Annotated in this window: 13 protein-coding genes and 1 pseudogene; 3 read left to right on the top strand and 11 right to left on the bottom strand. The window is 62.6% G+C overall.

The window, feature by feature from the left end:
* Positions 1-38 precede the first annotated feature (38 nt).
* Entirely contained in the window at positions 39-815 is a 777-nt protein-coding gene (locus tag C6N40_RS08335) for a MobA/MobL family protein (RefSeq protein WP_106990555.1), read from the bottom strand.
* Positions 816-1,125: 310 nt separating this feature from the next.
* On the opposite strand from C6N40_RS08335, the gene C6N40_RS08330 reads away from it, so the two are divergent.
* Positions 1,126-2,346 carry an ISL3 family transposase gene (locus C6N40_RS08330; RefSeq protein ID WP_106990554.1) on the top strand — a complete coding sequence of 407 codons (1,221 nt, stop codon included), beginning with the start codon at positions 1,126-1,128 and terminating at the stop codon, positions 2,344-2,346.
* A 265-nt stretch (positions 2,347-2,611) separates the two neighbouring features.
* On the opposite strand, the gene radC is transcribed toward C6N40_RS08330, so the two are convergent.
* The 5 genes from radC to C6N40_RS08305 all read right to left on the bottom strand — a co-directional run bounded on the left by radC (position 2,612) and on the right by C6N40_RS08305 (position 5,744).
* Positions 2,612-3,115 (bottom strand): RadC family protein, encoded by a 504-nt coding sequence (radC, locus tag C6N40_RS08325; RefSeq protein ID WP_106990553.1) that lies wholly within the window; start codon positions 3,113-3,115, stop codon positions 2,612-2,614.
* Between the two features lie 102 nt (positions 3,116-3,217).
* Positions 3,218-3,412, bottom strand: coding sequence for a hypothetical protein (locus C6N40_RS08320; protein WP_162782156.1), 195 nt, complete (start codon positions 3,410-3,412; stop codon positions 3,218-3,220).
* A 21-nt stretch (positions 3,413-3,433) separates the two neighbouring features.
* Entirely contained in the window at positions 3,434-4,336 is a 903-nt protein-coding gene (locus C6N40_RS08315; protein WP_106990551.1) for a recombination directionality factor, read from the bottom strand.
* A 16-nt stretch (positions 4,337-4,352) separates the two neighbouring features.
* Complete coding sequence (locus C6N40_RS08310; RefSeq protein ID WP_106990621.1) at positions 4,353-5,324, bottom strand: YqaJ viral recombinase family nuclease; 972 nt, start codon at positions 5,322-5,324, stop codon at positions 4,353-4,355.
* A 78-nt stretch (positions 5,325-5,402) separates the two neighbouring features.
* Positions 5,403-5,744 carry a hypothetical protein gene (locus C6N40_RS08305; RefSeq protein ID WP_106990550.1) on the bottom strand — a complete coding sequence of 114 codons (342 nt, stop codon included), beginning with the start codon at positions 5,742-5,744 and terminating at the stop codon, positions 5,403-5,405.
* Between the two features lie 201 nt (positions 5,745-5,945).
* Between C6N40_RS08305 and C6N40_RS08300 the strand changes: the two genes are divergently transcribed.
* Positions 5,946-6,320, top strand: coding sequence for a helix-turn-helix domain-containing protein (locus tag C6N40_RS08300; protein WP_106990549.1), 375 nt, complete (start codon positions 5,946-5,948; stop codon positions 6,318-6,320).
* A 21-nt stretch (positions 6,321-6,341) separates the two neighbouring features.
* On the opposite strand, the gene C6N40_RS08295 is transcribed toward C6N40_RS08300, so the two are convergent.
* The 5 genes from C6N40_RS08295 to C6N40_RS08275 form a co-directional block, all read right to left on the bottom strand.
* Positions 6,342-7,298: a DUF932 domain-containing protein gene (locus C6N40_RS08295; RefSeq protein WP_106990548.1), complete on the bottom strand. Its 957-nt coding sequence runs from the start codon at positions 7,296-7,298 to the stop codon at positions 6,342-6,344.
* 315 nt (positions 7,299-7,613) lie between these two features.
* Positions 7,614-8,114, bottom strand: coding sequence for an HNH endonuclease (locus C6N40_RS14310; RefSeq protein WP_205208577.1), 501 nt, complete (start codon positions 8,112-8,114; stop codon positions 7,614-7,616).
* Between the two features lie 382 nt (positions 8,115-8,496).
* Positions 8,497-10,104 carry an ATP-binding protein gene (locus C6N40_RS08285; RefSeq protein WP_106990546.1) on the bottom strand — a complete coding sequence of 536 codons (1,608 nt, stop codon included), beginning with the start codon at positions 10,102-10,104 and terminating at the stop codon, positions 8,497-8,499.
* 16 nt (positions 10,105-10,120) lie between these two features.
* On the bottom strand, positions 10,121-10,540 hold the full coding sequence (locus C6N40_RS08280; protein ID WP_205208576.1) for an EcoRII N-terminal effector-binding domain-containing protein: 420 nt from the start codon (positions 10,538-10,540) through the stop codon (positions 10,121-10,123).
* On the bottom strand, positions 10,540-12,426 hold the full coding sequence (locus C6N40_RS08275) for a DEAD/DEAH box helicase (protein ID WP_106990544.1): 1,887 nt from the start codon (positions 12,424-12,426) through the stop codon (positions 10,540-10,542). The genes C6N40_RS08280 and C6N40_RS08275 overlap by 1 nt, the downstream gene beginning before the upstream one ends.
* Positions 12,427-12,727: 301 nt before the next feature.
* Here C6N40_RS08275 and C6N40_RS14655 point away from each other — a divergent pair.
* Positions 12,728-12,847 (top strand): annotated as a pseudogene (locus C6N40_RS14655) (helix-turn-helix domain-containing protein); the annotation flags it as partial.
* Positions 12,848-12,884: the final 37 nt, after the last annotated feature.

The raw sequence follows: 12,884 nt of genomic DNA, 5'->3' as shown, positions 1-12,884 counted from the left end.
AGCTAGCGGATTTCGGGGGGTCCATCGTCAAGAACAGCTCATCCGGATGTCGTTACGCAATCCCCCAGCGTCAACCCGAGGCCGGAAGTGGCCGAGGGGTCCGGCGTCTCCCGGCTCACCCGAGCCTCCCTGAGCTGCCGCACATCGTCCTCTGACATACCGCTGATCCTGGCCGGCCCAAGGTGGCGCTCCGGGGCTCGGTCCACCCCCTGCTCTTGCAGGGATCGGTGGTCCACGAAGTCACTCCTTCCATTAAGCGCCAGATGCGCGTTCTGGACGTTTGCCACATGGCGACGCTTCGCGATCACCTCGTCACGAAGCTGTATTCGATTACGTCCACCGCTCAGCTTCTTGCAACCCCCCTTCTCTGGGTGATCAGGGTTGTATCTTGCAAAGTACTGCTGCGGTGAACGATCAATGCCGTCCGGAGCACGATCCGAGTACATCAGGTGGAGGTGCGGGTTCTCTCCGCCGTCAATCGATGACTCTGGCGAGTGCAATGCGTACTGGTACGGCCTATCCCCTACCAACCCTGGGATCATGTCGTCCACCAAAGCGCGCAGCTGATCCACCGTCAAGCCTCGCGGCAAGGCGATGATGTACTCCCTGTAAACCGCGGCATTGGCGCGCTCAAACCGATCCGCTGGCGGCCAGAACGATTTCGGACTGTCCTGTGCGAACGAGGGCATGTTCCCGCTGCCGGAGAACAGCAGGTCGCCGTGCTTCCTGTGGACACCTTGCCTAGTGATGTAATCCGCGTGCCCAGTGGCACGCCCCTTTTTTCCTGACTTGATTTCGAAGTGAAAGCTGGCCATCTGAGCACTACCCTTTCCCGAACTAAGAAATTACAAAGGTCGATGGGTTGGCCATCGACCTTCGACTGGTTATGAGCGAGTAGATGCGTCACGTGTGAGGAAACGGTAAGTGCGCGTAGAGCCACCCCCCCCCTATAAAGAGAGAGAATCCTCCTACTCAAACCACCCTTCCTACTCGACCACCAACACTTCACTCACAAGGTAGTGCTCTTCCCGTATTTTTTTGGTTCTTCTCCCAACTGAGGGGAGAGTGGCACACGGCCGACCCGGGTAGTTTGTAGTTGTCTAGACAACAAACCGGGGGTCGGCCGTGGCCGACGGGGATTGTATTGCCCAGCTGGGTGGCTGGGTGGGTTATCGCGTGGATGATTGGCGTCAGGAGCAGCGGAGCGGCCAGTCTTGGGTCGTGCTGGAGCTGGTCCCCGACGAGGGCGCGCAGCGCCGGTGCTCAGGCTGTGACCAGCCGGTGGCGGCCATTCACGACCAGACCGTGCGCCGGGTCCGGGACCTGCCGCTGTTCGAGCACACGGTGGAGTTGGTGGTGCCGCGTCTGCGCCTGGCCTGCCCGCGCTGCGGGCCACGGCTGGAGCGGCTTGAGTGGCTCGACCCCCATGCCCGGGTGACCCGGCGCTTGGCCGAGAGCGTGGCCCGGCTGTGCGCCGGGACGTCGGTTCGGCACGCGGCCCGGTGGTTCGGGCTGGACTGGAAGACGGTCAAGGCGATCGATTTCCGGCACCTGGAACGCACGCTGGGCCCGCCGGATCTGGACGGGGTGCGGTTGCTGGCCATGGACGAGTTCGCCATTCAAAAGGGCCACCGCTATGCCACGGTGATCGTTGATCCCGAGCGCAAGCGGGTGCTGTGGGTGGGGCGGGGTCGGTCCAGGGCCGACATTCGGCCTTTCTTTGAACTCCTTGGTCCTGATCGCTGTGCCCAGATCCGGGCCGTGGCCATGGACATGAGCACGGCTTTTGACCTGGAAGTGCGGGCGCACTGCCCGAACGCCGAGGTGGTCTACGACCTGTTCCACGTCGTGGCCAAGTACGGCCGCGAGGTGATCGACCGGGTGCGGGTGGATGAAGCCAACCGACTCAGGGGCGACAAGCCAGCCCGGCGGGTGGTGAAGACGTCGCGCTGGCTGCTGCTGCGTAACCGTGAAAACGTGCCGCGGGATCAGGTCGTGCGGCTGGAGGAACTGCTGGCGGCCAACAAGGCGCTGTTGACGACCTACCTGCTCAAGGATGACCTCAAAGCGCTCTGGGACTACCGATCCGAAGCCTGGGCCAGGAAAGCCTGGAAAAGCTGGAAACGCCGGGCCCTGCGCAGTGGGCTGGAGCCACTGCGGGCCTTCGTTCGCCGCATCGAGCCCTACCTGGCCGGCATCCTGGCCCACTGCCGCTGGCCCTTGGGCACCAACCTGGTCGAAGGCATCAACAACAAGATCAAGGTCATCAAGCGGGTGGCCTACGGCTACCGGGACGACGCCTACTTCTTCCTGAAGATTCGGGCGGCATTCCCCGGACTTGGGTGAAGAACCATTTTTTTACACAGGGTTTCACTCCTGTGATCGATAGTTCACTGACAACACACTCCTCTTCCTGAAGCACGCGCTCGACATCAGGGCCGAGTTGCAAGGAGGTGTTCGACCCTAGGGCGGATAGGACGGTGAGCTGCTGTGTCGTGCATGAAGCCGCCCAGAAAAGCATCTCCCAATGGTTTCAACGAAAAAAAAGTACCCACAGCTATCGCCCCGCATTAGGGGCGAACCCCTAATGCGAGGACTGGCTCCCGACCAGTCAAAGAAGTCCGCGAGACGCCATGCTCAGCGTGTCATTGCCACCCACGATGACGTGGTCTAGTACCCTGACATCAACCAGTACCAGCGCCTGTTTCAGGCGCGCGGTAACCGCCCGGTCAGCAGGCGACGGCTCCACTTCCCCCGACGGATGGTTGTGACTGAACAGCACCGCAGCCGCATTGCACGCGATGGCCTTCTTCACCACCTCCCTCGGATGCACCTCAGCGCCATCGATGGTCCCGTGGAACAGTTCCACGTACTCGATCAGTCGGTGACGGGTGTCGAGGAATGCTGCGGCGAAGACCTCACGCTCAAGGCCGGCCAGCTTGTCCCGGAAGAACGTCCGGGCAATCTCGGGATCCTTGAACGGTGTACCCGCCGGCACCCTCTGGTCGATGACCCGTCGTGCCGCCTCCACGATCTGCTCAGGCGAAGCAGGTGAGTAACGGCTGCGTCCGCCCCGCACAAACAGCGCCGTGCGGTTGTTGCAGTCAATGGACATGTGCTTGTCTCCCTGTGAGTAGAAAGGGGCGCCGAAGCGCCCCTGTTGTGTCATGCATCGCACGGCCCCTGACAGGCCTGTACACGCGCCTGTATGAGCGCGTCAGTCGCCGGTCGCGGAGCTGGTCGCAGACTCTTCCGAAGACGCGTCCTGGCGCGTCTCATGCGTTTCTCCGCGGGTGCCACGCCCCTGCCTGCCCTGGGCGAGGAACACCTTCACCCTCGGGCGGTCCAGGAACGCGGCCACGCCGTACAGGGCGAAGCCGTAGACCACGGCGCCGCCAATCAGTCGAAACATCATTGCCTTCTCCTTGGTTGCTTATCCCGCCCCGATCCGGGCGACCTTTTCCTGCAGCCGGCCCGTGAGGTTCACGGGGCTCGCCTGCCGAGGTTCTGCTGAAGCGTCGCCCGCGGTGGCCTCCGGGTAGAACTCCTCAACGACGGCCGGGATGTCCTCCTCCAGTTCCTCGTAGGCACCGCTCAGGAAGCCGCGACGGGCCGCCTCGTCGAGCGCGGCCTGGTCCACCCCGTCATTCCTGCGCTGCTCGTCGCGCACCCGCGCCTGAGCGATAGCCTGCTCCAGGGTGATGCCCTGCCGGACCACCAGGTCCACGTAGTAGATCGGGGCACGGTGGCTCTGCGTGGTGCTCTTGCCGCGCAGCTTCAGCTCGAGCGGCATGGTGGCGAGGCGCCCGCCCGAGACAGCACTGAAGTACTGCAGGCGAGCCGCCAGCGTCCGGATGGTGTTGAACGAGGTGGTACGGAGCACGAAGGTGCCGAGGGCGTCCTCTTCTCCATCGCCCACCAGCACGTTGAACCGGGCGTAGGCCTTGCAAGCCCCTGCGGCGTAGCTGCAGGTGTCCGGCCCCGGGCAAGGGAGGGTCTCTACCCCCTCCGCACCGCCCCGGCGTCGGCAGGTCTCGCCGTTGCCCACGCACTGCGGGCGCCCGGTGGTGCGGTCGAACAGGGTGTAGTCGGCCCGGAGGTTGAGCTCGGGGTCGTTGAAGACCAGCCTGACGGGGATAGAGCGCAGCTTTCCGCCCGCATCCTTGCGCAGCTGCTCGTCCAGCGGGTGCAGGACCCAGCCTTCGCGGTTCTGTACCTGACTGGTGAGGGTGAACTGGTCGTCCTTCTCCGGCAGGCGCTTGCCATTGCGCTCCACCACGCGTCCGATCGAGATCCGCCCGACCACGGGCGGCGTGATAGCCAAGCCTTTGAGCATGTTGTTCTCCCTGGGGTCAGGTAGGTTTGTCGAGGATCAGGAACCGGCGGGCGCCCAGCCGGGTGGTGGTGTAGCGGGCGACGAGCTCGGGGTGGTCGAGGGTCAGCTGCCGGGTGTCGATGGACACGCCATCCCTGGCTCGCTTGAAGCTGACCTCGCCGGTGGAGAGGACCGCTCGCGATGCGTCGCCCATGGCCTGCTGGATGCGCTGCCGGAGGGCCTCGGCCGTGGCCTGCTTTGCGTCCAGCTCATCCCGGAGCAGGCGCAGTTCCTCAAGCGCTTGCCCCAGCACCGGGTCGCCCGTGAGGTCGACGGTGTCGCCGCCTCCCGGATAGAGCTTCCGAAGTGCTCGGGCCGAGGACTCACTGCCGTCAGCCGGCGGGGGCGTGTCAGTCTCGACGTACTCCCAGAAGCGCGCCTCCAGCACGACCAGGCGGGCGATGGCCTCGTCGTCCCGGGGAATCCGGAATACCTCGAGCGTCTGGCCACACAGCAGCACGGCCACGTCCGCCGCCTGCTTGCCCGTTACCGCCAGCTGGTGCTGAACCTGGAGCTGGACGTACTCGGGCACGCCGTCCCGCCAGAGACGCGCGCCGAACTCGCCGGCGGTCTTGCACTCCAGGATCTGCACGTCGGGGCTGCCGACCACCTCGCGGTCGATGTTGGCCAGCATGAAAGGCAGGCTCGGATGCTGCAGGACGGCGTTGACTTTGCGGACCTTGCGCCCAGTCTTCTGCTGGTAGGCGTTGGCCACGAAGGGCTCCAGCAGCGTGCCCCAGTACCGAGGGTCGTCGAGCCCGAGGTGCTCGCCAGCCTTCGTGGCGCGTCCGGTCTTCTCCATCCATAGCTCGAGCTGGCTCTTGTACGGGCACAGGCCCACCGCCGCGGCGGCGTCCGAGCTTCCGATGCCACCAGCCCTCACCTCCAGCCATTGTTCGCGCGACAGGGTCCGGGTATCGACCAGTCGCAATGCGGATGCGTTGCTCATTTTCTTGTCCCCAAAAGCAGAGAGCCCGGCCATTTGGCCGGGCTCTCCGTGCGTGGAAGTTCTCTCTCGGTGGAGGGCTTAGCTGCCGTTGCTGGTTCCACCCGGCGGGTTGGCGGGCTGCACCGTGACGCCACGCGCCTTGATCTGGGCGGACAGCATCGGATTGGCCACCATGTACACGACCACGGCCAGAAAGGAGCCCCACGCCTCCTTCTCGACGGCCCAGAGGGCAAAGAAGACATGGAAGCCCCAGAACAGCACGTGGTACATCACGCCGAGGGCGTTCCGGATCTTGATCTGGTTGACGACGATGTTGTTCTGGAACTTCGGCAGGGGCAGCTTGCCCGCCTTGAGGCTCAGGTAGGCCCGAATCGTCATGGGGATGATGATGAAGATCAGGGCCAGGGTGTAGATCAGCATGCATTGCTCCTGTTTTGGTTGCTTCTTGTTGGCGACTGCACCCCTGAGGAGGTGCTGCCTGGTGACGTTTCGGGAAAGTCGCAGCAGGCCTGTCGCTCGGGTCAGCACGTGGCTTGACTGACCTCTACGTGCTACGTAGAGTCTGCCACGCCGGTAGAGGTTTCGTCATGATTCGGAGCACCCGAACGAGAAACTTTCCCGGTGCCCGAGAGGTCCGCCCGCTCCCTGTTCGCCGCCCGCCTGGCCGAAGCCAGGCAGCTGCGCGGCCTGAGTCAGCGAGCGCTGGGTGACCGCATGGGGCTGGGAAAGGACAAGGGCTCGGTTCGGATCAACCGCTATGAGCGCCAAGTGACCGCCATCGGCTTCGAGAGCCTGGACGCGCTGGCCCAAGCCCTCGATGTACCCCCGGCCTATCTCCTCGCTGACAGCCCCGGCATGGCGGAAGCCATCCGCCTGCTCGCCTCAGCCAGCCCCCAGCAGCAGGCGCTGATGCTGGAGGCACTTCGACTGGCGATACAGGACCCCGAAGCGTTGGCCCGGCTGGTCGATGGCGCCACAGGCCCGTCGCCAACCTAGAGCCCTTCTGGGGTGTCGCCTTCAGGCGACCAGACGCACGACCTCGTCCCACGCCCGCTGCTTGATCTGGGCTCCCGGCCCGAACCAGGCGGCGTCACGCCGGTGGTCATCGCTGCGGGCCCGACGGTGGTGGTCTACGTACTCGGTGACGCTGTTGAGCAGGCCCCACGCCGTCCCGCGGCTCGAAGCGAGCTGCGAGCCACGCCCACCGCCTTCGTATAGAGCCCTGACGCCTGCCAGCGCCTGCTCGTTTACCACCGGCGCGGCTCCGGCCGGACTGGGGTAAGTCAGGACCCGGCGCAGGATGCCCTCAACCGAGTCCGGATCCACCGGAACTTCGCAGAGCGCCCTCATGCGGGCCACGAACCCGTCCCACGATGACACCGTGATGCCCAGCTGGCGTTTGACCACCTCGGGATCGAACTGGCTTCGATGCGGCACCTTGATGGCACCCGCACTGTTGCCCAGGGCAATCCGAAGGGTGTTGTTGCAGACAACCCGGACGGACGTGAACTGCGCAGTCGTGGCCAAGGTCCCGTCGCAGGCTGTCGCCAGCAGCAGGTAGCCTTCGACCCTGTCGCGGCCCTTGAGGCTCGTGCTCTGGCCGGTTCTGGCCATTGCCCAGAACTTCCGCCCCTCCCTGAGGACACCTGCCGTCTCGAGCCTGAATCCGCTGTGGGCCGTCAGGTCACGGTAGAACTCGAGGACCTCGCCGGGCTGGACCACCTGGAAACGCTTCGAAACCACAGCCAGCGGCCGCCGGGTATCGGACCGGTAGAGAACCTTCTGCTCCGGGAACCCATTCAAGGACCCGATGCCATCACGCCCCACCACATACCGGACCTCGGCTTCTTCGATCTCCCACTCCATGCCCGCCTGCCGTCGCCAGACCTCGATCGGCTGGTCCGGTGCAAGGCTGGCACCCAGTCCGTGCCACGGGCGGGCACCTGTATACGCCATCGACTCGACCAAATGCATTTCGCGCTCTCCCTATTTCGCAGGCATAAACGCACAAGGCCCGGGCGCAATGCCGGGCCTTGTGTCGGGAACCTGGGTTGGATGATTCAGTTCACCTTCGATCCGTCGCAGAACGAGCATTTGACGATGCCCGCCAGGATCGCTGTCACCACCACGAGGACGCAGTAAAGGGCTTCTCGCTTCTCGCTGGACACATTTAGCCACCTATACGGGCACTTCGTGCGGAGTGCCTTTACGCGAAGCCAAATCCCTCGGCTTCAGTGTGGTGATATGTGGCTGAAATCATTTTGAATCCGACCAGGAATCACCAGCCAACTACTCGCGTCCAACCCTATCGCTCTCTCTGGCGATGGCGTCATAGCCAACCAAGACCCTCAGCTCATTGACCGAAAATGGAGGTGACCTGCGATGCGCGACGGAATGGCAATTAGGGCAGAGTGGAATCAGGTCGGTTCGCGGATCCACGACGTAGCTCCCACCCATTTGAGAGACAGGCGTCGTGTGATGCACTTCGATCAGACCCGCCGCTGCAGCGCCATAGCGATCCCCCATAGACAGGCCGCACGCCATGCAGCTGTTGCCATGGATAGCGAGTGCTGCGGCTCGGTTCCTGCGGTCGCGCTCGTATCGATTCACTTCGACCCGCAGCCTTGATCCCTCCGGGAGCCCAGCCACAGACTCCTCGGGATTGCGCAGGTCCAGAGATTCATCGGATTCAACCGGCAGCAAGGCGAGAATCGCCGCGGACATCCGGCAAACCCACTTTCCAACAAGCTCGGCATCATGCTCACTCGCTGAAAAATCGAGCGGGAGCATTCCCTTCCGCATCGTGAGGGTGACCCTTTGCCACCGCGCTCGCCAGATGGCCGGATCATCGAATGAGCTCGTCGCCCCGTTCAGGACAAACCCTACCTCAGCGCCATCCTCGATGCTGGTCCGCAGGACCGATACGAATGCCGCCCGGCCAGCCTCCTCTGCATCACCCATTGCCTCGAGGAGGCCACTGGCGAAACTCCCCGGACTGAAAGCTATCTCGACACTTCGCCATCCGACTTCAACGACGAGAGCAAAAGCATGAGCGGGAGGATGGTGTGCCGGCTGGAGAACGAGCCTCTGACCGGAGTCGCCTGCACGACTGCCTGAGCCAACAAACTCCAAACCGCACTCAGACGAGATACGGGCTGCCAGGCGTCCGGGGTCAATTGCCATTCTGGTCCGTCTCGGGCTCAGGGAGCGATTCAACGAGCTGCTCGAGGATCCGGGAAACCTCGTATCGCATGTCCTGGAACATCCTTGCCGTAGTGTCCTGCACCGTTGTCAGCTCGGCCACACAGAGTGCCCACATGAGGGTGTCGAGGCCCTGCAGCGTCACACCACGGTTGAGGTTCGGAACGTAAACCTTGTGGTAGTAGGGGTGGCTGGTGTTCAGCTGGACAGCTCGATGTTTGTCAATCAGCGCTGGCTGGAACAGCAGACCATTCGTGATCCCGTCTTGCGGCTGAACAAAGACCTCGCCGGGCCGCCTTGCAGTTGCGAGCGGGATCCGGAGCCTGAAGGTCCCGTGGCGGTTGGTTATTTCTGCCTCTCCCCGATCTACGTCTACGGCGTCGACCTTTACTCCTGCCGCAGCAGCCTGACGGTTGCGGATCGTATTGTTGGATACGTCATGCGCGCCCTGCCCCTGCTGCGCAATCCTCCTCTGCTGACCCTCTCGCGACCGGTTGTTTGCCTCTCGACGCGGCGCCGGCAGGAACTGGGACTTGAGCCAGTCGGCCAGATCATCATTAAGAATGATCTGCGACTTCTTGATGTCCAGATGGAATGCATCATCGAGCTTGTGATCGAAGGAGAACTCGACGCGCAGCAGTGTTGAGTGGGGCTCTTTCTGGTACAGGCCAAGCCAGTCAGCATCGTGAATCAGGCGGCTTTCCCGGTAGATGTAGATGCCCTGCTTGTCGTTGGACAGCATGGCTGCTTGGGCCATCTGGTCATTCGGGAATTCCTCGCGCCTGGGCAGGATGTAGGCGCGGACAGTGAACTCGGCCTCTGTCCCGTCAGGCAGTTCGGACCTCATGACTTCCTCAGCTACCAGCTCAGAAACCTGCCGCTGAAATGGATCCCACGCCTCGACGCGGGCGCCGTTCAGCCGGATCTCTACGTTCCTGGCGCGATCATCGCCGGAGTCAAGAAACCGCTGGTAAACCATCGCGAGATGGCTTCTTAGCGAAGCCTCCCTGGCTTGAAGTGCCTTTCTTGCATGGGTGCCGGTCTTGTTCTGGTAGTCCTTGATGAGGCGATCAACCTCATCCCACAGGACAACGGTTCCCGAATGCCCGGGGGCAACTTCCTCAAGATAGTCCATCGCCTCCCGATCACACTCTGCGCTTAGGAGCAGAGCCCACTTTCGCGCGCGCGCAACATGCATCAGATCCCACGTTGCCATCAAGGCAGGCGTATTCCCGTCCGGCCTAGAGACCACTGAAAGCCTCTTGCAGAAAGCAGTGGAAGCCGTCTTGAGCCCGAGGCCGTACTTTCCGAGACTTGCCGCACTCGGGCGAGCCTTCGACCCGTACTGCATGGCGTTGATCAGCCCATCCCTGTCCATTCCGTCGCCGTCGTCGACGATTGCCAGCCGGATGTTTCCGCGATGGTCGGCACCGAGCCACAGGTCAACGCGGCGTGCATTCGCCGCAATGGAGTTGTCGACAATGTCGGCTACTGCAGTTTCGAACTCGTAGCCGGTATCCCGCAAGCCAACGATAACCCGCTCCGGATCCGGCGGCAGCTCGAATTCTTCAAAAGTCATCGTTCAGTTCCTCTTTTTACCTATTGATTTCGACTACGCGCCAGCCTGTTCCAAGCTTGAGCACGCCGGCCGCGCCGGACGACGCAGCCCTCTTCCGTCTGTAATCCACGCAGTAGCGTGAACCCTCCCGGGTGAGAAGGAGCTCATCTCCCTGCACAAGCCCCGCTTGCCGGATGAACTTCGTCATCCGGGTGAGCCTGTACTCGTTCCTGGTTCCGCCATACAGCCTGTTGTTGTAGTAGATGAAGGCGAACTCCCAGAAGGTTCCCGCACCATCCAGAAACCTGAGATGGCAGCGCGGATTCTGGATCGACTCATCGAGAGGAGGAAAGAACGACAGCACACTTTCCTCTTTTGGAACAAGAATTCCGGCCTGATGACCGCCGGTTTCACCCGTATCGTTTGCGCTCAGTATCTTGGCAATCCTTCTCTGCATCAGCCGCTCTTTCCTTTCCTTGATGGCGATCGGCTAAGCGCGCTGATGATGTCAGCATAGTCATCATCGCTTCCGGCGACACCGACGATTGCAGAGGAAGCAATCGCACGCTTCCTTTCCAGGCGCTCGTTGATAACGTCCTCAACCGTATCCGCTACTAGAAGCCTGTGCACGGTAACCGGCAGCTCCTGACCGCGCCTGTGCGCGCGCGCGGACGCCTGATCCTCAAGTGCCGGGTTCCACTCAGGGTTGTAGTGAATGACATGATTTGCTGCCGTAATGTTCAGACCGGCCCCGCCGGCTCGCGGATTAAGCACCAGCACCGCTGGACCTGCCACACCGGAGAAGGTGTCGATGAGCGGTTGTCTGTCGTCTATTGGCAGCCTTCCATCGATCACGGCTGAGTAGCAGCCAACGGTCTTGCTGACGTGCATCGCAACCATGTCGGCCATTCTGGTGAAGGAGGTAAAGACCAGCGCCTTCTCTCCTTGGATGAATATCTCCCGAAGTATCTCATCCAGCCGCTGGAACTTGCTGAAACTGAGCATCGCACTGCAGGGGAGATCATCCAGCAACGAAGGATGTGCACAGAACCTTCTCAACTGCGTCAGCGAGACGAGGGTTGCTGCCGCACCGTACTCTTCGGCGATCTGCTTCCGGACGTAGTCGTACTCCAATGCCTCTTCGTCGGAAAGCTCGACAACCTGGGGAATGTCGATACGTGGCGGGAGGTCCTGAGCCACCTCCTTTACCCGCCTTCTGAGCATGAATGGTGAAACACTTGCCTCCAGCAGCCGCGCGCCCAGAACGTCCTCGGGATACCGCGACTCAAACTCGCGCCTTTCATCCAGCTGCCCGGGAAGCACAAAGTCCACGATTGACCAGAGATCCAGAAGGCGGTTCTCGATTGGGGTTCCGGTCACGGCGAGGCCAACCCTGCGGGGGAGGTGCTTGACTGCCTTCGTCCGCTGGGCATCCGGATTCCTGATGAACTGCGCCTCGTCGAGAACAACCATTTCCCAACGGATCATGCTCAACAGACTGTTGTCCCTGACGACATTGTCGTAAGAGGTCACAACCACATCGAATTCACGCATGTCTGCAGGTCGCCCGGTCCGACGGGGACCGTGATGCTTGAGGACCCGCAGATCGGGAGCGAACCGGGCGATCTCCCTTCTCCAGTTTTCTAGAAGCGAGCCGGGGGCAACGATGAGGCACGGACCGGACACATCAGGGACCAGATCGCTGATGACGCTGATGACCTGAAGGGTCTTGCCAAGGCCCATCTCGTCTGCGAGCAGGCCGCCCAAGCCTTCGGACCGGATAAAACGAAGCCAGCGCCATCCTGTCAGCTGATACGGATACAGCGTGGCGCTGACATTGGGCGCATCGTTCTCCGGTGGAAGGAAGGCGAGCGGTGATACAGCACGGTCGCCAATCATGTCCTCTACCGGGCCACCAGCCTTCCGGATCCCCAGGAACGCAGGAAGGGAACAGACGGGACCCGGTTCGGCGCCGGCACGCTCCAGCAGACCGAGGACCTCATGCGAACTGGCAGCTTCGATCGGAAACCACGTGCCGGCTACGACGACATGCCCGCGGCGCAAGTCCTCAGTCGTTAGCGATTCGGTGCGCCCACGGCTACGTCCGACAAGCTGAACAACCGGAGTGCCGTTCTCGTTAAGGTCCAGGACCAGTCCTGGAACCAGGGGGTAGCGGGACGCCACCAGCTCCGGCGGACGGATGACGGCATGGCTACCCGCCGCCGGCAATGCCTCGACGAGGAGCCTGTAGGCCTCATCAACGCCCGGCACGGTCTCTACGCCGTCGTGGCCAACCAGAACCAGGACCCGGCCTCTCAGCTCAATGCTGACGGCTCGGGGCATCACCCCACTCCCTCCGCGGACGGCACGATGGCGGCTTCTGATCCGGCCTTCCCCTGCTGCATCGCGGTTCGCACCTCTCCCTGTTCGTCATTCCGGCCGGCTGCGCTAGCTTGCCCTGAGGCCGGGATCGAGGCTAGTTCGCGGCCGTCTCGGGCGGTGAGACCGGAGCGAGAGAAATTCTTACGCTGCACGGGGACGTCCTCGCCTTGTGGCTCGGGACACCCGAGCCAAGACTTCTGCATGTTGACCCTGGGAATGCTGTCGGACAATATGTCCTGCAGAATTCCCGCGGAGGCGCAGCATGTCTGGATCTGAGTCACTGGACCTTCTTCGACGGGCCCGGGAGCTTCTAACGCAGCAGACGCTGGCAGACCGCCTGGGGACAACCACCAAGACCATCTCCAGATGGGAGCGCGGCCTGAGTCGATGCCCGCAGATGGTCATCCCCGCCTTAAGAG

The sequence above is a fragment of the Arenimonas caeni genome (assembly GCF_003024235.1).
GTDB classification, from domain to species: Bacteria; Pseudomonadota; Gammaproteobacteria; order Xanthomonadales; family Xanthomonadaceae; genus Arenimonas; species Arenimonas caeni.
Note: the sequence above shows the minus strand (reverse complement) of the source record. Positions and strands in the feature narration are given on the sequence as shown.

What these genes read in the sequence shown, in the direction of transcription:
- C6N40_RS08280 (WP_205208576.1), bottom strand. Translation starts at nt 10,540, where the DNA reads ATGCAGAGAAGGATTGCCAAGATACTGAGCGCAAACGATACGGGTGAA.
- C6N40_RS08320 (WP_162782156.1), bottom strand. Translation starts at nt 3,412, where the DNA reads ATGTTTCGACTGATTGGCGGCGCCGTGGTCTACGGCTTCGCCCTGTAC.
- C6N40_RS08310 (WP_106990621.1), bottom strand. Translation starts at nt 5,324, where the DNA reads ATGAGCAACGCATCCGCATTGCGACTGGTCGATACCCGGACCCTGTCG.
- C6N40_RS14310 (WP_205208577.1), bottom strand. Translation starts at nt 8,114, where the DNA reads ATGCTCCCGCTCGATTTTTCAGCGAGTGAGCATGATGCCGAGCTTGTT.
- C6N40_RS08285 (WP_106990546.1), bottom strand. Translation starts at nt 10,104, where the DNA reads ATGACTTTTGAAGAATTCGAGCTGCCGCCGGATCCGGAGCGGGTTATC.
- C6N40_RS08275 (WP_106990544.1), bottom strand. Translation starts at nt 12,426, where the DNA reads ATGCCCCGAGCCGTCAGCATTGAGCTGAGAGGCCGGGTCCTGGTTCTG.
- C6N40_RS08315 (WP_106990551.1), bottom strand. Translation starts at nt 4,336, where the DNA reads ATGCTCAAAGGCTTGGCTATCACGCCGCCCGTGGTCGGGCGGATCTCG.
- C6N40_RS08335 (WP_106990555.1), bottom strand. Translation starts at nt 815, where the DNA reads ATGGCCAGCTTTCACTTCGAAATCAAGTCAGGAAAAAAGGGGCGTGCC.
- radC (WP_106990553.1), bottom strand. Translation starts at nt 3,115, where the DNA reads ATGTCCATTGACTGCAACAACCGCACGGCGCTGTTTGTGCGGGGCGGA.
- C6N40_RS08295 (WP_106990548.1), bottom strand. Translation starts at nt 7,298, where the DNA reads ATGCATTTGGTCGAGTCGATGGCGTATACAGGTGCCCGCCCGTGGCAC.
- C6N40_RS08305 (WP_106990550.1), bottom strand. Translation starts at nt 5,744, where the DNA reads ATGCTGATCTACACCCTGGCCCTGATCTTCATCATCATCCCCATGACG.